The organism is Sphingomonas sp. PP-CC-1A-547, from assembly GCF_003610375.1.
In the GTDB taxonomy this organism is placed as follows: Bacteria; Pseudomonadota; Alphaproteobacteria; order Sphingomonadales; family Sphingomonadaceae; genus Sphingomonas.
In genome coordinates, this window is the sequence record NZ_RAPZ01000012.1 from 182,432 (window position 1) to 200,613 (window position 18,182).

The 18,182-nt window shown below is 56.9% G+C and carries 19 protein-coding genes and 1 pseudogene; 12 read left to right on the forward strand and 8 right to left on the reverse strand.

The genetic code is table 11. From position 1 onward, the window contains the following. Positions 1 to 27 precede the first annotated feature (27 nt). The 3 genes from C8J39_RS18515 to C8J39_RS11845 form a co-directional block, all read right to left on the reverse strand. Positions 28 to 528 (reverse strand): hypothetical protein, encoded by a 501-nt coding sequence (locus tag C8J39_RS18515; protein WP_132833590.1) that lies wholly within the window; start codon positions 526 to 528, stop codon positions 28 to 30. Positions 529 to 758: 230 nt separating this feature from the next. Next, positions 759 to 1,823: a hypothetical protein gene (locus C8J39_RS11840; protein WP_120300676.1), complete on the reverse strand. Its 1,065-nt coding sequence runs from the start codon at positions 1,821 to 1,823 to the stop codon at positions 759 to 761. 66 nt (positions 1,824 to 1,889) lie between these two features. Then, positions 1,890 to 2,081 (reverse strand): DUF6771 family protein, encoded by a 192-nt coding sequence (locus tag C8J39_RS11845; protein ID WP_120300677.1) that lies wholly within the window; start codon positions 2,079 to 2,081, stop codon positions 1,890 to 1,892. Between the two features lie 188 nt (positions 2,082 to 2,269). Here C8J39_RS11845 and C8J39_RS11850 point away from each other — a divergent pair, with 188 nt between their 5' ends. Together C8J39_RS11850 and C8J39_RS11855 are read left to right on the forward strand one after the other, a co-directional pair. Continuing rightward, positions 2,270 to 2,932 (forward strand): hypothetical protein, encoded by a 663-nt coding sequence (locus tag C8J39_RS11850; RefSeq protein ID WP_120300678.1) that lies wholly within the window; start codon positions 2,270 to 2,272, stop codon positions 2,930 to 2,932. A gap of 21 nt (positions 2,933 to 2,953) precedes the next feature. Next, positions 2,954 to 3,694 (forward strand): hypothetical protein, encoded by a 741-nt coding sequence (locus C8J39_RS11855; protein ID WP_120300679.1) that lies wholly within the window; start codon positions 2,954 to 2,956, stop codon positions 3,692 to 3,694. 83 nt (positions 3,695 to 3,777) lie between these two features. On the opposite strand, the gene C8J39_RS11860 is transcribed toward C8J39_RS11855, so the two are convergent. The 3 genes from C8J39_RS11860 to C8J39_RS11865 all read right to left on the reverse strand — a co-directional run bounded on the left by C8J39_RS11860 (position 3,778) and on the right by C8J39_RS11865 (position 5,711). Next, positions 3,778 to 5,151 (reverse strand): hypothetical protein, encoded by a 1,374-nt coding sequence (locus C8J39_RS11860; protein ID WP_120300680.1) that lies wholly within the window; start codon positions 5,149 to 5,151, stop codon positions 3,778 to 3,780. Positions 5,152 to 5,394: 243 nt separating this feature from the next. Then, positions 5,395 to 5,520, reverse strand: coding sequence for a DUF6771 family protein (locus tag C8J39_RS19310; RefSeq protein ID WP_404969339.1), 126 nt, complete (start codon positions 5,518 to 5,520; stop codon positions 5,395 to 5,397). Then, the gene (locus C8J39_RS11865) at positions 5,520 to 5,711 is read right to left on the reverse strand and encodes a hypothetical protein (RefSeq protein ID WP_120300681.1); all 192 of its coding nucleotides are present in this window, start codon (positions 5,709 to 5,711) and stop codon (positions 5,520 to 5,522) included. Before C8J39_RS11865 ends, C8J39_RS19310 begins: the two co-directional genes overlap by 1 nt. Positions 5,712 to 5,991: 280 nt before the next feature. On the opposite strand from C8J39_RS11865, the gene C8J39_RS11870 reads away from it, so the two are divergent. From C8J39_RS11870 to C8J39_RS11880, 3 genes are read left to right on the forward strand one after another with little or no spacing between them, the layout of a single operon-like run. Continuing rightward, the gene (locus C8J39_RS11870; protein WP_120300682.1) at positions 5,992 to 8,136 is read left to right on the forward strand and encodes a DUF262 domain-containing protein; all 2,145 of its coding nucleotides are present in this window, start codon (positions 5,992 to 5,994) and stop codon (positions 8,134 to 8,136) included. Between the two features lie 5 nt (positions 8,137 to 8,141). Further along, on the forward strand, positions 8,142 to 8,546 hold the full coding sequence (locus C8J39_RS11875) for a hypothetical protein (protein ID WP_120300683.1): 405 nt from the start codon (positions 8,142 to 8,144) through the stop codon (positions 8,544 to 8,546). Between the two features lie 4 nt (positions 8,547 to 8,550). Next, the gene (locus C8J39_RS11880; RefSeq protein ID WP_120300684.1) at positions 8,551 to 9,528 is read left to right on the forward strand and encodes a TerB family tellurite resistance protein; all 978 of its coding nucleotides are present in this window, start codon (positions 8,551 to 8,553) and stop codon (positions 9,526 to 9,528) included. Between the two features lie 271 nt (positions 9,529 to 9,799). On the opposite strand, the gene C8J39_RS11885 is transcribed toward C8J39_RS11880, so the two are convergent. Together C8J39_RS11885 and C8J39_RS11890 are read right to left on the reverse strand one after the other, a co-directional pair. Next, positions 9,800 to 10,237 (reverse strand): hypothetical protein, encoded by a 438-nt coding sequence (locus C8J39_RS11885; RefSeq protein ID WP_120300685.1) that lies wholly within the window; start codon positions 10,235 to 10,237, stop codon positions 9,800 to 9,802. A gap of 112 nt (positions 10,238 to 10,349) precedes the next feature. Further along, positions 10,350 to 11,498 carry a site-specific integrase gene (locus tag C8J39_RS11890; protein WP_120300686.1) on the reverse strand — a complete coding sequence of 383 codons (1,149 nt, stop codon included), beginning with the start codon at positions 11,496 to 11,498 and terminating at the stop codon, positions 10,350 to 10,352. Positions 11,499 to 11,910: 412 nt separating this feature from the next. Here C8J39_RS11890 and C8J39_RS11895 point away from each other — a divergent pair, with 412 nt between their 5' ends. From C8J39_RS11895 to C8J39_RS11925, 7 genes and pseudogenes are all read left to right on the forward strand, one after another. Further along, positions 11,911 to 13,365, forward strand: a complete 1,455-nt coding sequence (locus C8J39_RS11895) for a type I restriction endonuclease subunit R (RefSeq protein ID WP_207896970.1) — start codon at positions 11,911 to 11,913, stop codon at positions 13,363 to 13,365. 637 nt (positions 13,366 to 14,002) lie between these two features. Further along, a complete protein-coding gene (locus C8J39_RS11900) occupies positions 14,003 to 14,746 on the forward strand; it encodes a hypothetical protein (RefSeq protein WP_147420674.1) in 744 nt (247 codons plus the stop codon). Between the two features lie 272 nt (positions 14,747 to 15,018). Further along, a pseudogene (locus C8J39_RS19315) lies at positions 15,019 to 15,204 on the forward strand (ATP-binding protein); the annotation flags it as partial. A gap of 177 nt (positions 15,205 to 15,381) precedes the next feature. Beyond that, on the forward strand, positions 15,382 to 16,335 hold the full coding sequence (locus tag C8J39_RS11905; RefSeq protein ID WP_259457541.1) for an AAA family ATPase: 954 nt from the start codon (positions 15,382 to 15,384) through the stop codon (positions 16,333 to 16,335). Further along, positions 16,332 to 17,009, forward strand: coding sequence for an HNH endonuclease (locus C8J39_RS11910; protein WP_120300688.1), 678 nt, complete (start codon positions 16,332 to 16,334; stop codon positions 17,007 to 17,009). Before C8J39_RS11905 ends, C8J39_RS11910 begins: the two co-directional genes overlap by 4 nt. 494 nt (positions 17,010 to 17,503) lie before the next feature. Continuing rightward, positions 17,504 to 17,725, forward strand: a complete 222-nt coding sequence (locus C8J39_RS11920) for a hypothetical protein (RefSeq protein ID WP_120300690.1) — start codon at positions 17,504 to 17,506, stop codon at positions 17,723 to 17,725. Then, the gene (locus C8J39_RS11925; RefSeq protein ID WP_120300691.1) at positions 17,725 to 17,916 is read left to right on the forward strand and encodes a DUF6771 family protein; all 192 of its coding nucleotides are present in this window, start codon (positions 17,725 to 17,727) and stop codon (positions 17,914 to 17,916) included. Before C8J39_RS11920 ends, C8J39_RS11925 begins: the two co-directional genes overlap by 1 nt. The last annotated feature ends 266 nt before the right edge of the window (positions 17,917 to 18,182 follow it).

Sequence of the window (18,182 nt, forward strand, 5' to 3'; positions counted from 1 at the left end):
TGGGAAAACCGGAAAAGTCGACCTGTGCTATACCTGCGGAGGAACACCAGGATCGTGCAATTCGCCTTTGCTCGAATTTTCTGAGCGTCGACGGGCGGTGAACCTTTCGGCCTCTACAAAATCAATCGCATCGTCCAAAGCGGGGAAGCAATGGCCTTTCCATATATACTGACCGTCAGAACGCTCTATCCCTAAGCTGACGGCATACCGCTTCCGATCAAGACTGCGGGTAGCTGCCGCTTCATCAAACGGATCCACGGCCGGAGCTGCGGGCGCGCCTCGCCTAACAAACAACAATATGACGCCGGCGATGATCATCACGCTTGAAACAATAAGTAAGTTTTGCTGATCTCTCATTAGTCCTAGGTTATTTACTCTTCCGCCGATTGACTGGACGGAGGTATCCATTAATAGGGCGTACCCCATTAAGATCGCCCCGGCGGCTAATACCACTTTTGCGAGACCATTACTCGCCGGTGCATATTCATTTGTGGCCGGAACCTTCTTCGAAGGGTAAAAATAGCCCACACAGCCACCAGCGATTAGCCCGATGATAGGGCCAACGATCGGTACAGGTATGGCAACGACCGCTCCCACTAATGCGCACCCGATAACTCGGCCAGCAGACCCCCGATTCTTTGCCACGTACTGAGACCCCTTCAATGGTTCTTATGGTTTACCGATCATAGGCACCGAGGACCAAGCCTCTTAGGCCTGCCCCGCTGATCGATTGGGCGTGAACGTATCGGATGAAGTCCTCATTTCGAGAATGCTTTAGGACTGATCGTCAGTTGATTGCCGGTCTTTGTGCCCGTGCGCTGTCCAGACCCGAGCAAACTCCATACCTGCTTGGGCGAGGGTAAAGCGGTGAAGGACTGGAAGGATGATACCGTCCCTTCGACGTCCTCCAGAGAAACCGAATATATTCCGCTTTTATTGATCTGTCCCATGATGGACGGATACACGCTGACGACACGACCTGCGTCGTACAACGCGAGCACGTAGCTGCCGGAAGCACCATCTGGTCGATACATCCCGTATTCCATGCGCGCGTCCCCGTCGCGACACCAAGTCGCACGAACGGAAGGCTCGGACTTAGCTTCTGCCTTCTTCTTGGCTGCTAGACTACTGCCCATCAGAGACATCAGCAGGTCTGCTCCATCAGGCTTGGCCAGCTTCGCTTTACCGAACGTCAGGGGTGTCGCGCATACTTTCAACGACGCGGCGGCGGGCGCTTCGGTGCCAACGGCATTAGGCCAACGAATGGCGGCGATCACCTGCTGAAGACGTACGTCTAGTTGCGCCGCCGTCAATGCCTTCGCGCTCATACGAATGCTAACGAGCCAATCACCGACCGGCATTACGGATAGCGCAGTACTCCGGTATTGACCCGCAGGAGTCGCATAGACCTGGCGCAACGAAGACGCAGTCCTCGCGCCGCCGACGGCGAAGGCGATCGGATCGGCGGTCGCGGGCGACGCGTTCTTGAAAAGGTCTCGCGCTTCGAGCGCCGTTTGCGATCGGTCGAACCAGAGACTGACGTCGGCTATCGCGGGGTGAAACAGGTAGATGGTCGCAAAGGCGCTCTTATCCGGCGTGTCATACTGCGCGGCGACGTCGTGCTCAGTCTGCGTCGTATCGGTGAGCGCGGTACGCGACATTCCAGCCAGTTGTGGCATCAGGATCAATCCTGTTTCGGCGTGCTTCCAGCCCTTGTCCGGTGGCACCGCTAAGTCCCGGGCCGATACCGGCATTGCGAGCCCCAACGCGACAGCCACCATCAACCATTTCATGCGCGCCCTCCCCCTGTAGATCGTGATCATGATCGACAGTGTCGAGGACGACAAGCACCACCTGAAGCTCGTGCGGCCTTGCGCCCTGCTCCAAGATCATGGCGGCAGGGGCAGTTGTCCCGTCTCGACATTCAGCGGCTGGTACAGCGCGCTGTAGACGTGTTCGGCAACCTCGCGTCGTGCGTCGGCCCTCAAGCGCTCCTGCGGCACCGTGAGCCCCACTAGAGCCCAGCCTGGAGCCTGCTCGATCAGGTCCGCTATACGTTCGGCGGTGATCGAGCTCGCCATCAACCGAACGTTATCGCATGGGGCTGACCGCCAGTTCTTTCTGAGGCGGGCTTGGTTCAAGTTGGAAAAGGCGAAAGGCAGCCTAACTAGCGCACGAGACTGCGGTCCGTGGACTGACTGACCGTACCCATTGGAGTTGACACGTCGGTAGTCCGCGAAGACATTCCACAGGGGTTTAGGGGGATTACATGCGTCGGTTCATCGTACTTGCTTCGCTTGGGTTCACGACCCCTATCGCGGCACAAACAATCCGTGACTCGGTCGTGCCGACCTTGGGCACTCCCGCGATCGTTTCCGTCGGCGATACGGTGTATGAGAAGAGTCACCTCACGGTACTTCCGGCCTTTGTAGTCGATCAGTCGTTTTCAGGAAAAAACGTTTTTGCGCGGGTTACGGTCTCACCTGGCGACAAGTTCGTACAGGTTTCCAGCAAATCGAATTTGAAGGCGTGCCGCTCGCCATCGGTGGATGCGTTCTTGAAGAAACTATACGACGCTTGCCTGTACGACGATAACGGCGATGGCGCCTTCGATCGATACGGCGGCAACGAAGTTCAGGGGGGTAAGAGCTTGCCGACGCCTATGCCCTATAAACCGTCTGAATTCATCAATCCGACTTCTGATGCCTTGAAGCAGACGGTCATCTTCCTTGGTTCAACCAAGGATTCGCTGCGACTGTCGTATCGAGAGTTCATCAACGACATGGCTCGACCGGCATTCACGGAGGAATACACATTCCCTCTCGGCACGACATTCCCACAAACCATCAGCTTCAAAAGCGTTAAGCTTTCAGTCACCTCCATAGATGGCGAAGGATTACACTACTCGATTGTGTCGGTTCCCGCGAATTAGGCAGACTATGAGGAGCGATTTGTGGTTGAGGATGATCGCGTCGATACCGTCAGGCGGCTGCTCTTCGATTACGTGAAGAGCCCATCTCTACGGCACATCAAAGACCCTTACATGCTGATCAAGCTAGCTCAGGATATCGTCAAGAAGCTCGATCGGGGCAACTCGCCCTGGACGAAGTGGACCGGTCCTCGCGAGCAACTCGTGGAGTCCGCCACCGCCTGCTGGATTCCGATCGGCGACCTGCAGGACCATCTGAACCGCATGGAAGGGCCGAAGCTGTCGATCAGCGACGTGGAGCAACGCCTGAAGGCCTTCGCCGATGAACGCTACAGTGAGTATCCGCGCGACGAGCTACAGGAAGGCTGCCTTGCCGTTTACAAAGCAGAGAAAGCGATGGGGACCGAAATGCCCGCCATCGTTGGCGTGTTGCGGGATCACATCGAGAAGGAGGAAGAGCGACTTAGGTTAGAACAGGACGTGCATTTCCGGCAGCTTAGGGAGGCAGAAGCGGCGGCCGCCGAGCAACGGCTTCTATCAGGCGCGGACTGCAAGTGGACGCCTCGGCAAGGGACCAAGGACGTTTTCTGTCGCGTGAACGGGCGGCTCTACAGGCTGTCGACCACGCCGGATAAACGGGTCGCACTGTATCGGTCGGAAACCCTCGAAGCCGACAAGGGAACGTTGCTCGGTCAGTACTTGAAACGCGGCGACGCGACTAAGGCCGTTGCGCAGATCGCGTATCAACCAGAGTTCCATCGCTGACCGGAGGGGTGCGTCGTATCTTGGGTGATTCTCAATACAACGGCGCCGTCATGCGGCAGCGCACCCATATTTGTCACTCAGGCCTATCGCGGTTGCAAGTTGGCGATGCCCTGCAGGCTCTGCTCCGCCTCTGTAAACAGTTGATCTGCGTGCGGCGGAATAAGCGTCCTACCGATGGCTTCCTGGAAGTCTTCGCCAGCAATGACGTAGACGCCGTTCGATACCGCATCGCCAAGCTCTGACGCTATCTCATCATGCGGAAGCGTAGTTGCCATTACCGGCAAGACACGCACGTGTGTGTGCCCGGACTTCGAAAGTTGCTCCCGCACAGCAGCGGTCCTCGCCAACAGCTTATGCATTTTGCTGTCCGCCTTGAGCGTGCCGATCGTGCACTCGACGACGATGAATTGGCCCGCGGGCGTCTCGCCAAGGATGTCTGGTCCGTCCTGCAAGACCTTCGTCCCGCCCAAATGGCAGGTATTGAAGCCCAGCATCCAGAGCAAGCTAGCAACCGCGGGTTCGACGTCACGGGCCCGTTTCCGGTCGCTGGTGGCCAGTGCCTCAGCGAGCGCCTTCAGCTCGGGATCGAACCGTTCGTATGCGGCCCGCCTCGGGTTCTGAAACAGAGATGGATCTACGATAAAGCCGCTATGGTAGGTGACATCCTCGTACCGAGCATAACAGTTGATAATCGATGCCGGCGGGACTGCGATCTCGGTCGACGCGACGTCGCGCAGCTCTTCCTCGACCCAGTTGAGGACGTCACCAGCTACCGTCATTCTTGCCGTAACCACACCCTTGTCGAGCACGCGGTAGCCGATCGAGACCTTGGACCGATCGACTCCTTTGATCGCCAATATACCGATGCTCGCGGTATCGCCCGTCACTTCGTTGCTAAGGTCGATAGCGACAACATTCGGCGCAACGGCCTCGATGATGGTCGATTGTTCGATCAGGCCGCCAAGTCCGAAGTCGGTACTGAGCTCGTTGAGGTTATCATAGGGAACGTTGGCCGAGCGTAGCGTCCAGTCCAGCACTTGGTTCTGCCAGTGATCGGACTGATCGGTACCGCGAATTTGCAGCACGCCCGTCCGCGACTGCTGCGCGAGCAATTCGGGGTGAAGTGGAATGAAGGTTGCAGCGTAGCCGCCAGTAATCTGAGCGAGGAAGGCGTATTCCCCACTTGGGGTGGCGACCTTCCCGTCCAGCGCCGCATTCACCATGTCGCCTGGAGTTAAGCCGATCGCTGACAGCAGGAACCTCTCTGCGACGATCTTCGGCGACGCGAAGTATCTCGGCGCGAGGTCTGCTCCCTCTCCGTGGAAGTTGAGGCGCGCCTTGATGATGTGTGGCTGGTCGCATCCCACTCTTGCGATATAAGTCAACGACGCGACCATCGTTGTAGGGAGTCCAGCCGTCGCTGCGGCGAACTGATCGAGGGCCCGTTCGTTGCTCATACCCTCAACTGAAGCAAACCGGCGCGCTGGTTACAAGGGACAGCGCCCCGGCCCCAATTATAAACGCAGCGCCGTTCGTCACTTGTAGCAACTTCCACCCTGTGGCTCGCAGCCTGCGATCAAGCTTGTCGATCGGGGATAGCAAATTGACCCGGCCGAACGCCGCCATCCGATTTATTACAGCGGCAAACGAAGCTGCCCCACCTCAACATCGATCCGCCGGTAAAGGGCGCTGTAAACGTGTTAGGCGACCTCCCGTCGTGCGTCTGCCCGCAACCGTTCCTGCGGCACCGTAAGACCCACGAGGGCCCCGCCGGGAGCCTGCTCGATCAGGTCCGCGATCCGTTCGGCGGTGATCGAGCTCGCCATCAACCGAACGTCATTGCGTGGGGCGACAAGCCGCGTCTCGCGAACTCCGCGTCGATCGGCGCCAGCAGGCTTTCGGGGCCGTCCCCCATGCATTGGAAGTACACCGTCTGTATTTCATCGGGCCGCAGTTCAGGCAAGATTTCCGCGATCAGATGGTGCGGCTGAGAGAGCGGTTCAGCGTCATTGCGCATTAACTCGTGTGGGTATTTATAAGAACAAATGTGGAACACTAGGCTGATAGACTCAACGCGGTACGAAAGATCGTTTGACGGCTTAGGAACATGCAAAAGCGCAAAGGCGTCCCGGTCAGCTGATCACCACCTGTGAAGGTTCTGGCGCTCCTGCATCACGCTAAACCGTCAGAATAACCACTGTGAGCTCGCAAGAGGAGGCCCCAGACGCTACACGACGACCCCGTGTTGCGATCTGGCAGCGGTAGTGACATCATGACCGCGATTTTGGGGGGAATCAATGAAGCCTTTTACGCGATCAATCATCGAGCTTTTCGACGGTAAAAAACGGTTCCTCATTCCCCTCTATCAGCGGCAATACGCATGGCGCGTGCAACCGCAATTGGAACTCCTCTGGGAAGACATTGAGCGCGCAGTTGCCCGCGTCGAAACTGACCGGGCATCGCTATCGCCGCACTTTATGGGCGCGATTGTGGTCGCCCAAATCAAAACATATGGCAAGCAAGTCCAAGCTTTCGAAATTATCGATGGCCAACAAAGGCTTACGACTTTCCAACTTTTAATAGCGGCATTTCAGGACGTCGCGAGGGGATCCGACTCGCGTTATGCCGACGAGCTTCGAAAGTATCTCCTCAACGATGGTGTTATGGAAAATCCAGAGGTCGAACGCTTCAAGCTTTGGCCGTCGTTAACAGATCGTCGCGCATTCGCCGTGATCGTCGCGCCTGAAGTGAACCTTGATCGCATCGCGTCAAAGCCAGCTGATGAGGAGGGATATGTTCGGCGCGCCACGAGCGCGTACGAATATTTTCGCGAACGGATCAGTGCCCACGTCTCACCGGATGGCATGTTTCATGAAGAGCGCTTGGAAACACTCTTTGAAGCTATGAAAGACGGGCTTGCGATCGTCTCCATTGAGCTTGAAGGGGGTGATGATCCGCAGACTATTTTTGAAACCTTAAATAGCCGAGGGGTAGATCTGACGGCGGCAGACCTCCTTCGCAATTTTATTTTTCAGCGCGCCAAGGGTCTGGGTCAGAGTAACGGTTCGCTGGTTATCGACGAGCTCTATGAGCAGCATTGGCTACCTCTTGATCGAGCTTTCTGGAGTCAAGCCGCCTCACGCGGACGGCAAACCAGATCACGCCTCGATTGGATGTTGACTGACCACCTATCTATGCATCTTGGCGACATTGTTTCGGTTGAAGTTCTTTTTGAACGGTACCGAAGATGGGTATTAAGCGATCAGCCGTTTTCATCGGTCGCCGATGAGCTTGCTTCAATTTCCGCGACAGCAGCAGTAGAGCGACGTCTTTTCGAACAAGCTGACTTCGATCCCATCGGCGATTTTGGCCGCTTTGCGGACGCGTTCGATGTATCCACCGCAATGCCACTCGTTGTATATTTGGCGACTACGGCACACATTGCCCCCGATTTGCCAAAAGCGTTGAACGCGCTCAAAAGCTATATCCTGCGCCGAGACATCTGCAATCTCGGCACGAAAAGCTACAACCGGTTTTTTGTGGGGATCGTCGATCGCTTGCGGCGCCTTTCGTCGGGGCATATTGATGCATTGATTTCGTACCTTGAGGAGCGGCAACTCGACCTTGATCGATGGCCAGCAGATGACGAGTTGCGCCGGTCCTGGCTTAATCGACCTCAATACAAAGGGCCTCGACAACCTCGACTGAGATACCTGTTTGAAGCAATCGAGCGAGCCAAGCGCACTTCGCTGAATGAAAATATCGAAATTCGATCCGCTCTGACCATTGAGCACATCATGCCCCAAGGGTGGCAAGCCGCTTGGCCTATACGAGGGTTTGGTTCGGCAGATGAAGAAGCACAGAATGACGAGTATCAGCGTGCTAGCGCCGGTCGAGATAACCTCGTCAACACGCTTGGCAATCTAACATTGCTGACACAAGCGCTAAACTCATCGGTTTCTAACGGCCCGTATTCCGTCAAGATGCCAGCTGTGCGAGCACATAGCAGTCTTGCACTTAACCGGGAGCTGGCCGATCGCGACAGCTGGGACGAGGATGCCATTTTAGAACGTGGGAACGCCTTGTTTGCGATTGCAAAACGAATCTGGACTGGGCCGACAGAGCCTCAATTTCCCGTTGGCAAAAGTCAGGATGTTACCGTCTCGGGCTTATCGCTTCATCAAGGCCTACCCCACGATGGCACTGTTTGCCGCTTTGAATACGGCGGAAGGAACTTCCAAGCTATCGTTCAGGGGGGAGCGTTGCGCGTGGAAGGAGACGACGGGCTCTATTATTCTTTCTCAGCCGCATCAAAAGGTGTGACGGGAACAAGCCGAAACGGATGGATGGACTGGCAAATCCAGGCCCCGAGTGGGGAATGGCGGATCGCAGACGACTGGCGGCGTCGGGAAGCCGAGCCAGCAAGAATAGCGCAGGATTGAACCCAATGAATGACATGACGATTGCCAAGGTGGCTACGCGCCGGGAGATTGGAGACAAACTGGATCGCCTCGCCGTCTCCGCGGACGTCAAGCTGCTGATGACGCAGCTGGCGGCTATAACTATGAAGGTCGGAGACGAAGTTGTGGAGGTCGGGCGACGCATCATGTCGTTTGTGTTTGAGACAGTGAAGCTGTTCCCGCACATCACGCTGGGCGTGGTCGTCGGCTTCACTATGTGGTGGCTCATTGGTTCCGCCGCGATCCTAGGCGCTCTGCTGGGACCGATCATCGGCCCGCTGCTCGTCGCGTTCGGCCTCGGGGTGGGTGCGATGGCTGACGTCGCGGACGGCGGTCTTCGTGCCCGGGTCGAGAAATTGGCGCGATCGTTTGATACGCCCGGCCAAGGTTGAACACATGGAAACCGACTTCGACCAGGTGATCGCTGATCCCCTTCGTCTCAAACGCAAGCTGCGCATTGGCGAGGACGCCTACAAGCTTCTTCGCACACGCAAGACGCTGAACTCACTTTGGGAGACCGGCGGCGCAGGCTGGACGGGCGTTGGCGTCGCCAAATCGACGTGGGTCGCGAGTTCGTTCTTTGCCCCCGCGGCTTCCACCGGCGTAATGGGATGGCTTGGTCTTGCGGCTCCCGCCGCCGCCGTCACCCCGATCGGATGGGTGGTTGTCGCCGGCTTGGTTGCCGGCGGTGGCTACTACGGCGTCACGCGATGGCTCGCGAGCGGCACCGACCGCTTCGTCGACACCATCCCGACTTTCATCAACACGCCGATCGACCTGCTCGGAGCAGGACTGTTCGACCTGACGGCTCCACTGGCTATGCAGGTGGCCCGCGCCGACGGTTTCGTCCACGACGCCGAACGCGAGACGATCACCGAGCACTTCGTCCGGGATTGGGGGTTTGATCCGGCTTACGTGGCGGCGGGTTTGCGGCTGATCGAGAGTCAGCCGGACGCCGGACGGGTGACTGGGCTAGCCAAAGCTTTGGCGGAATTCCAGCGAGCGAGCCCCGACTGCAATCCGCGGGCGATGCAGGACGAGTTGATGCAGTTTCTCAGGGAAGTGATCGAGGCCGACGGCGTAATCAATCCGCGTGAGGAGAGGGCGTTGGCCGCGATAGACGCGGTCTTCAAGTCGGAACGGGCTATGGTCTCGCGAGAGACTTCTCGTCGAGCACGGTCGATGGCCATTGGCGTGCGAAACACAATAGAGAAAGGAGCCGCGGCGGCGGGTGCCGCAGTCGTGGACGCGACCAAAGCGGCGGGATCGTCGTTGGAGGTAGCGGCAACCGCGGTGCGTACCACCGCTGAAGAGATGGCGAAGCGCTCCACCGCCGTCGCCGATCGGATCAAGCAAAGTCGGCATCAGGGCTAGGCCATCCACAAACGGACAGATCGCGTGCTTTCGGGTGGCGAACCCGTGGCCGGTTTGGATAAACCAGGAACGTGAGTCGGCGGCATGCGCGGGCAACTCCGCCGAACCTGCCTTCTCGCGCTCCTGGAACAGGCAAATCGAGTTTTCACGAACGTGGCTCGCACATAACCGGGCTCAGCGCGCGAGCCGAGCGCGGCAGCCCTGCATCGCCGCCGTCGCCCCCGGGGGCACAATGACTGCCCGACCAAATTGTCGCCGAGCAGCCACTTAATCAACGTGCTTCATAAGCCGTCTGAATGATGTTGCTTAGAAAGGTCGGGTCTACGTTCAAACGCGGTCGATGACGCCGTATCATGGGCCAGAGTAGCTTTGAGGTGAGTGCCCGAGCTGCCCCGTCGCTACCCATAACGGCCACTTGAAGGCCAAGCTCATCCAGATGAGCGTTAATATATTGCCCAGCGCGATATCGCCGGCCACTGTCGCCGGGGCGGCGAAGATCGTAGAGGCGTTCGAGCAGGCCCGTGTGCATGCCCGCGCCCTTGCCTATGAACATTATCTCACCGTTCAAAGTGGCCCGGTAGAGGCCCGCTTTGCCCCACAACTCTGGGTGCGGCACCGCAAAACCGCCCGGCATATCAACCCAACGATCGTAAGTTTCCAGCGACTTGCCGTCGTACAGCGCCGGTTTCAGTTGTTTGGTCTTACTCATATGAAATCCTCAATCGTCGTCACGCGAGCAAAAAAAAAAAAGGGGTTCGAATGGTTTCCCCTCTCCGCCCACCGACCGAAGTCAGCGAGCAGAGAGGGGAAGAGTTGGTTGATCAGGTCGGTTGCGCTTGCTTGGCGGCGCCCGCCTCGACGGCGGCCAGCAGCGTGTCGTTGGCGAGGTGGCTATACCGGGCGGTGCTGGCGACGTTGGCGTGACCCAAGACCTTGCCCACCGCGAACAGATCGACACCCGAGTTGACCATGAACGAGGCCGCGGAGTGTCTTAAATCGTGAATCCGCAGCCCCGGCAGTCCGGCGACGTCTCGGGCCGTCTGCCACCCGTGCTTGATCGTCGTTAGGTGTTTCGCCGGATCGCGCGGGTTCGGAAACAGAAACTCTCCCCGCGGCAAGTTATCGATGACGTCCACCGCAGCTTGCGCCAATGGGACGAAACGTGAACGCCCCGTTTTCGAGGTCGGCACAAATAGGGTGCGGCGATCGAGGTCAACGTTCGCCCACTTAGCGGACAGCAGTTCCGACACGCGCATGCCGGTGAGCAAGAGGAGGCTTACGATCGCGGCCAACTGCCGGTTGCGGGATGCCTCCGCCGCCGCGATCAATTTTGCGGCTTCGTCCGCCGTTACGTAGCGTTGGCGCGCGTTGTTCACCGGCTTTGACTGCACGGCGCGGATCGGGTTCTTATCACAGCCGGAAATTCCCCAGCGCGCCCCCAGCTCGAACGAGCGGCTGAAAATCATTTTAATCTTCAGCACGGTGGCCGGCGCGAGGCCCTCGTTCCTCTTCGCCGCCAGCCAGTGCGCCACAGACCGGCTGTCGATGTCGGTCAAGCGAACCTTGGCCCACTTCGGAATTATATGCTTTTCCATATATCCTTTAGTGGTGGTGAACGACCGTTGGTGCAGTTCAGCGTCGGCCATGTGCATTGCGGCCAGTTCGGCGTAAACCGGAACTGCTTTCGCTTCCGCCTTCCTCGCGCTGGGGTCACCGCCCATCACGACCTCGGATCGAAGCTTCTGCGCGGCTTTCTTCGCGGCGGCAAATGTAATATCCTCGAAACGCCCTATCTTGAACTGCTTTTGTCGACCGGCCTGGTCAAAGCGAAGGTAATAGCTTTTACCTCCACTAGATCTACATTCTAGTACGAAGCCAGTAACTGTATCATCATAGTAGTCCGTCTTGCGTTTTTTTGGCTCGCATTGGGCGAGTAACGCTGAAGCACTTGTCAGTGTTAATTTGGGCATGAACTGAATCCTTTGTGTTGGTGCGTCGGCGGGGAGCGGCTGAGGGCCCCGAGACGGTGGGTAGATGTTGCGGCCACGGGCCGGCGGGTCGGCGCCGTGAGCTCAGGCAAATCGCGTTCTAGTGAAGGGTGGGCGTGGTCGAGCCGAGTGGTCGGACCGCCCCGAACGCGGTTGCGCACGGGCATCGGGTCGCGACGCATGAGACCGGACACAAACCTTCAGCCAGCCGGGAACGAAGCCCCGAGGTGGAACCGGGACAACACGAAACATTCCAAGCGGTTGGCGAACGCCGGGGCGGTGGTGGGGGGAGGGGCGGCAGCGCGGGAGACTTCTGGTACACCCCGAGGCCCGGTCGACCTGTCCCAGGGGTTTTCAGAATTGCTACCCCTCCCCCCACCTACTCAGTCAAATTTTGACTTATGACCTTCCGATTTCACCGGGGGCGGTACGAGCCTATGTCGAGCGCAGCCAGCAGACCATCAATACTAAAGCCGAAATTATGCTCGACCACTTCATTCCCAGGGTAGTGAACGCCAAGAAGCTGAAGGGCCAGGCGCGCGGCATGGTCGTCACCCAGAATATCGAAATGGCCATCCGCTACTACAAGGCGATCAACCGCGAGCTGGAGAAAATGGGCTGGCCGTTTAGGGCGTTGGTGGCGTTCTCAGGCAGCAAAGAGGTTGATGGTATCGAATATACCGAAGCCGGACTGAACGGAATTTCGGACGACCGGACGCGGGAATATTTCGATGGGTACGACCGCGACGGAAAGCCGATCGTGGTGAACGGTCAGTCAATCGACAATACCTATCGCTTGCTGATCGTCGCCAACAAATATCTTACCGGGTTCGATCAGCCGAAGCTTAGTGCCATGTATATAGACAAGAAACTACAAGGGGTAATGGCGGTGCAGGCACTATCCCGCCTCAACCGATCGGCCTCCAAGCTGGCGAAGAAGACCGAGGACCTGTTCATACTAGACTTCTTCAACACCGTTGACGACATCAAGACCGCCTTCGATCCCTTCTACACCGCCACCAGCCTGTCTGAGGCTACCGACGTCAACGTGCTGCACGAACTGAAGGCCGCACTTGATGACGTTGGCGTGTACGAATGGTCCGAAGTGGAGGACTTCAACACGCGCTATTTCTCGAACGAGGATGCGCAAAGGCTGAGCGCGATTATCGACCTTGCGGCGAACCGGTTTACGAGTGAGTCGGAGCTGGAAATCGACGCCCAGATCGACTTCAAGATAAAGGCGAAGCAATTCGTGAAGATCTACGGCCAGATGGCATCGATTATGCCGTTCGAGGTGGTGGACTGGGAAAAACTGTTCTGGTTCCTAAAATTCTTGATCCCCAAGCTAAAGATCGACGACCCCACGCAAGTCTCCCTCGACGCGCTGCTGGAAGCCGTTGATCTGTCGTCATACGGGCTGGAACGAGTAAAGCTCAATCACGCCATCGGGTTGGACGCCTCGGAGACGGAGCTTGAGCCGCAGAACCCCAACCCCAGAGCATCGCACGATACGGATGAGCAAAGGGACTCACTCGACGAAATCGTGCGCAGCTTCAATGAACGGTGGTTCCAAGGTTGGAGTGCGACGCCAGAAGAGCAACGGGTCAAGTTCGTGAACATCGCCGCCAGCATTAAGGCTCACCCTGATTTTGCCGAAAAGTACGAAAACAACCCAGATCCTCATAACCGAGAATTAGCCTTCGCGAAGATGCTCAGGGAAGTGATGTTATCGCGCCGGAAGGATGAGCTTGAGCTTTACAAGCTGTTCGCAAATGATACCGCATTCAAGGCATCTTGGCAGCAAAGTTTAGAGAGAATGGTAAATAAGCCGTCGCCCGCTAATTTGTGATTCCTAGGCGTACACTTAACCCGCAGATCTCAATAGAATATGGGGCTCCGACAATTGAACGCAGTATTTTAGATCGTGGCAATTGCCAAAGACGATTTACAGGTTGGTCGGAGAGCCTCGCATTTTGGTGGTAATGAACCGCAGATCCCTTCACCCGGCGATGATCTCTATCAGGTCAACTACGGGGTACTCTTTCTGCTGGTGCAGGTCTGTGGCCCGTTCGGAAATCTTTCAAAAGGCCCGCAGACACACCCTGCCCTAAATGGGCACTGCGTAGGTCGAGCCCGCTTCCCTACCAAAGCGTCCCAAGCAGGACCCAAACGGCTGCCCAGCCAAACAACCTTCCAGCCGCAACTGCCGCCGTTCGCTTGTGGAAGTGCCATAAAGTAGGTGGTGCCGCTTACAGGACTCGAACCTGTGACCCCCGCATTACGAACGAAGCCGTTAGCCCGGACTTCTAACGTTCTTGCTTGGGAAACTCTTGGAGCCCTGCACCTGCTAGCCTGCAGAAATCCGTTCTTCAACGCGGACTGCACCGGAAACGCACCGGAGGCGAAACCATCGACATCGAGCCCCGCAATCTCGGCGCCCGCGCCGTTCGATTGCCTGCCATCGACTTCCTCCGGGAGCCGACACGATGTCGAATTCACTGCTCACTGCCACTTCCCGCCGCGCTCCTTCCAGCACGGGCAACATCGCCCGCTCGTTTAGCGAAGTGACCACCGGCATCCGCGACCGCGCGCGATCAAACTCTCCAGTGCGCCGCAACAGCCACAACGCCGGCGGGTCCGAGGCGTCCCTCTGGCGTACACATAACACGTTTCCCAAGACCGAACATAACGCGCGGATGCGCGCAGCCGAGGCGTTCGAGCATGAGACCAAGCTACCGGGCAAGCGCAACGGTGCGCTGGGCGCGATCGGCCTTGAAGTGCTGCGGTGCCTGCTTCGCCTGCGCGGTCGTAAGGACGGCCGGCTTGATCCGACCTATCAGTGGATTGCGGACAAGATACATCGCTCGCGGAGTGCCGTTGGTGAGGCGCTCGATCGACTCAAGGCGTGCGGATTTCTCAATTGGATCCGCCGCTGCATACCGATCGAGAATGCCGAGCCTAACGAGCAACAGAGCGAGCAGATCTCCAACGCCTTCATCCTGCTGCAGCCGCCCACGGTGCGCGAGTGCGTGCGCCGCATGCTCCGTAAGCCGAGCGAGTTTGTCCGCGTTGTTGCCGAGAAGCTCGCGCTCCAGAAGAAGCTGGACACCGCGACGGTCGACGACGTCATCGCCGAGGTCCAGAGTCCCGAGCTGCGCGCCATCCTTGCCCGCGTCCGCGCTTTTGTTCATAGTGCAAATCCGCCGAGCGGTCACACAGAGGCCCTGTAAGATCTAAGAATAGACGGAACGCCTATGGCGTGCGCAGTTTGATGCGCCACCAAGCCTCCGAGGCCTCCCACCCAACGGGTTCAGCATCCGGCGACCGCGGTTGAGCGCGCCGGCTACAGCCGGCACGTGCATCCGGACGGGATGCGCAACTTCGGTGCCGATTATAAAAGGCGTTTTGCACAGACGAGGGTGAACACTGCCCGACCGCTTGGCAGATTCAAAACCCGCATATTGCCTCAAATATGATCGATTTACATTTGAGGTGATCGCAAATGTCTGCCAGCACCGGTCGAGCGCCGGCTGTCGCCAACGCGTTGAATTCCGGGGGGGGGCATTACGTGCGTTTCAGAAGCTTGCTAATTGAGTCTTGGAGACAATTTGATAGGGTTTCCATAGAGTTTGATCAGCGTGTTACGATAATAACCGGGGCAAATGGCGCCGGTAAAAGTACGCTGCTTCGAATATTGTCTCAACATTTTGGATGGCCGCACTCCCTTTTAGGGACACCCAAAATACAGAAAGATGGGGCTCTAGGCTACTCGTACCTGCGCTCATATCAGACGAAACGTGCAGATCCAGTTATGCTCTTCGGCTTATCTGATCGGATCGGTGAACTTACCTACAGTACGGGGTCCGTGACTCCTGTACTGATTCCTCAGTCTGGTGGTGTAATTTACAACGTCGCATTTCCGTATCAACAGACCGTTGATGGCCTTTTTATTGGTTCGCATCGCCCAGTACAGGGCTATCAAGTCGTTTCGAGTATACCGACGACTTCGCTCGGCGCCCAGCAGGCGTACCAGCAATACTATCAAGAATCACTTAATCGTTTTAACAATGGGTACACTCAGTATAGCCCAACCTATCGGATGAAAGAGGCTATTATTTCGATGGCGACTTTCGGGCCAGGCAATCGAAATGTAACGGGAAATCCCGAAACCGACCGGGTTTATTCAGATTTTGAAAAGGTACTAAGACTCGTTCTTCCTGAAAGCTTAGGATTTCAGAGGCTGACAGTGCGAATACCTGATGTAGTCCTCGAAACAACGTCCGGTGAGTTTGTTTTGGACTCAGCTTCTGGTGGCATTATGTCACTGGTTGATTTGGCGTGGCAGGTTTTTCTGTACTCGCAGGGCAAGCAAGAGTATACCGTAATACTTGATGAGCCAGAAAATCACCTACATCCGTCAATGCAACGAAGTATTATACAAAGCTTAGTATCAGCTTTCCCTGAGGCCCAATTTGTAGTGGCAACACATAGTCCATTTGTTGTCTCGTCTGTTAAATCTGCGAAGGTTTACGTTTTGCAGTACGGAACCCAAGTGGGAAGCGGCGAGCGTACCGTTAGTTCGGTACATCTAGATCACTTTAACCGGTCGGGTACCGCAAGCGACATTCTAAGAGATGCTCTCGGAGTGCCGGTTACTATGCCAATGTGGGCAGAGGATGAGCTTCGACGGATCACATCAGATTTGTCGGTGGAAAGCCTTACCGACCAAGGCATAGCAGCTTTACGTTTAAGGCTCCAGGAGGCGGGGCTGGACGAGTTCTATCCAGAAGCTCTGAGCCAGATTGCGCGACAGATATGATCCCGCTGGCGAAGACCGCTGAACCACTGGTCCTCGTAAATAACGGCGTAGCCTGGACCAAAGTTCTGACTGACAAACTTTCGATTGGTGAAAAGCCTACTGATGCGGAAAAGTCGAAATACCGCCACCCTGACATCAAATCCGCTCTAGTTCTTGAGACAAGCAACAAATGTGCTTATTGCGAGAGCAAACTTCAGCACATACATCACGGTGATGTTGAGCATATCTTCCCAAAATCATTGGAGCTATCAAAGATATTGTTATGGGATAATCTCACTCTAGCATGTGAGGTTTGCAACCAAAACAAGTCGAATCTGGACCCTAACGCTAATCTCATCATTGATCCCTACACTACAAATCCACGGAACCATCTGATTTTTCAGGGCTCATTTGTCTTTGCACTCGGCACTGCTACAGGCCAATCGACTGTAGCAATTCTTGATTTAGGACGGCCAGCGCTTATTGAGGAGCGCGGTGAGAGGCTCAAGTACCTGATGGGCATCTTCGAAAATGTCCTCCGAACTGATTTGCCCCTAGCCGCCCGTCGAGCAATCTATAAAAATTTAGTTCAACGAGAGGCGACGCCAGACAAAGCTTTTAGCGCGATGGCAGAGGACGTTATCACGGCAATGATAGCTCATGTGCCAAAGGCCGTACGAAACGGAATTCGTTAGGGGCATGAACCGAAAATAATGAAGTCCGTCCTGAAATCACAGCCGACTTTACCGGAATCATGAACGATCAAGTATGACGGCCGCAACAGCTAAACGGTGTACCCGTCCTGATCTGACTGACCTGCATTGCTTGGGGCGGGCAAGGCGGGTGCGCCTGTGCCACCGATGGCGTTACGGCATTGTTCGGAGAAGATGGGTAACGCCTCTAATTTAAAAGCCAAATGCGCACCAAATTGCACCCCGACGAGGCGGCCTCCGATCATGATGCAGCCCAAGACTTCGCCTGCCTCTTCAACGGTTCTCAAGTGCACCTTTTGCGACACGAAAAGACCGCGGGCGAGGCGGGGGGAAAAGCGTGTTTCTCGGGGTGGCAGGTTCGGGGGGCGGCGGGGCCGGCCTCGTCGATTTTGTAATTTTCTTTCGCGTAATTTTATTGCGTTGACCAGCCCTACCCTGCGCTTGGCGTTCCCTTTCTGTTCCGCTATAGCATCGGCATGGAACACGCACCCGAGTCGATGCGCCACGGCGCACAGCCCTTCAGCCAGACGCACAACCTGATCGCTGAAATCTTGCCCGACATCCGCCCCTGTGAGATGCAGACGATTTACTTCCAAGCAATGGAGGATGGGCCGCAGACGTTGCTCGCGCCGATAGAGGCGGAGTTCGCCCGTCGTGGCCTGTCGCCGTACGCGACCTACTCAACCGACTACCGCTGATGGGTGGCATGATCACCGCGGAGCGGATCGCTTCGCTGATCGAGAATGCCCCGGCGTGGGCGCTGATCGGCCTCGCCGCGCCGGGGGAAAGTCTGCGTGCGGCTGCCCAGCTCGAAGTCGCGCAGCATGTGTACGGCGGTCTATTCCAGCCGACGAATGTCGAAGCGACACAGATCCCTTTGCCTTGGTGACCTATGGGCAACGCGCGCTTCAGGACGCTGGGCGACTTTGCCAAACATGACGCGAATGTCGGTGCTGTCTGTGGCCATTGCGGACGCAAAGGCGTCGTACTTCGAGACGTTCTCGCCCGGTGGTGCTTTCTCAAGCGGGTGAACAGTGTGATCGAGAACATACCGCGATACCTGCGCTGTTCGAAATGCGGAGGCCGGCCGGACAGGATCGTGCCTACGCCACTGCCACCATCCTTTCCGTTATACGGTCGGGACGAACGGCACTG

Excerpts from the sequence above, each read along its gene's own strand:
- C8J39_RS11875 (WP_120300683.1), top strand. The coding sequence starts at position 8,142 with ATGAATGACATGACGATTGCCAAGGTGGCTACGCGCCGGGAGATTGGA.
- C8J39_RS11865 (WP_120300681.1), bottom strand. The coding sequence starts at position 5,711 with ATGCGCAATGACGCTGAACCGCTCTCTCAGCCGCACCATCTGATCGCG.
- C8J39_RS11925 (WP_120300691.1), top strand. The coding sequence starts at position 17,725 with ATGGGTGGCATGATCACCGCGGAGCGGATCGCTTCGCTGATCGAGAAT.
- C8J39_RS11880 (WP_120300684.1), top strand. The coding sequence starts at position 8,551 with ATGGAAACCGACTTCGACCAGGTGATCGCTGATCCCCTTCGTCTCAAA.
- C8J39_RS11920 (WP_120300690.1), top strand. The coding sequence starts at position 17,504 with ATGGAACACGCACCCGAGTCGATGCGCCACGGCGCACAGCCCTTCAGC.
- C8J39_RS11840 (WP_120300676.1), bottom strand. The coding sequence starts at position 1,823 with ATGATCACGATCTACAGGGGGAGGGCGCGCATGAAATGGTTGATGGTG.
- C8J39_RS11870 (WP_120300682.1), top strand. The coding sequence starts at position 5,992 with ATGAAGCCTTTTACGCGATCAATCATCGAGCTTTTCGACGGTAAAAAA.
- C8J39_RS11910 (WP_120300688.1), top strand. The coding sequence starts at position 16,332 with ATGATCCCGCTGGCGAAGACCGCTGAACCACTGGTCCTCGTAAATAAC.
- C8J39_RS11850 (WP_120300678.1), top strand. The coding sequence starts at position 2,270 with ATGCGTCGGTTCATCGTACTTGCTTCGCTTGGGTTCACGACCCCTATC.
- C8J39_RS11900 (WP_147420674.1), top strand. The coding sequence starts at position 14,003 with ATGTCGAATTCACTGCTCACTGCCACTTCCCGCCGCGCTCCTTCCAGC.
- C8J39_RS11890 (WP_120300686.1), bottom strand. The coding sequence starts at position 11,498 with ATGCCCAAATTAACACTGACAAGTGCTTCAGCGTTACTCGCCCAATGC.
- C8J39_RS11845 (WP_120300677.1), bottom strand. The coding sequence starts at position 2,081 with ATGGCGAGCTCGATCACCGCCGAACGTATAGCGGACCTGATCGAGCAG.
- C8J39_RS11885 (WP_120300685.1), bottom strand. The coding sequence starts at position 10,237 with ATGAGTAAGACCAAACAACTGAAACCGGCGCTGTACGACGGCAAGTCG.
- C8J39_RS19310 (WP_404969339.1), bottom strand. The coding sequence starts at position 5,520 with ATGGCGAGCTCGATCACCGCCGAACGGATCGCGGACCTGATCGAGCAG.
- C8J39_RS11860 (WP_120300680.1), bottom strand. The coding sequence starts at position 5,151 with ATGAGCAACGAACGGGCCCTCGATCAGTTCGCCGCAGCGACGGCTGGA.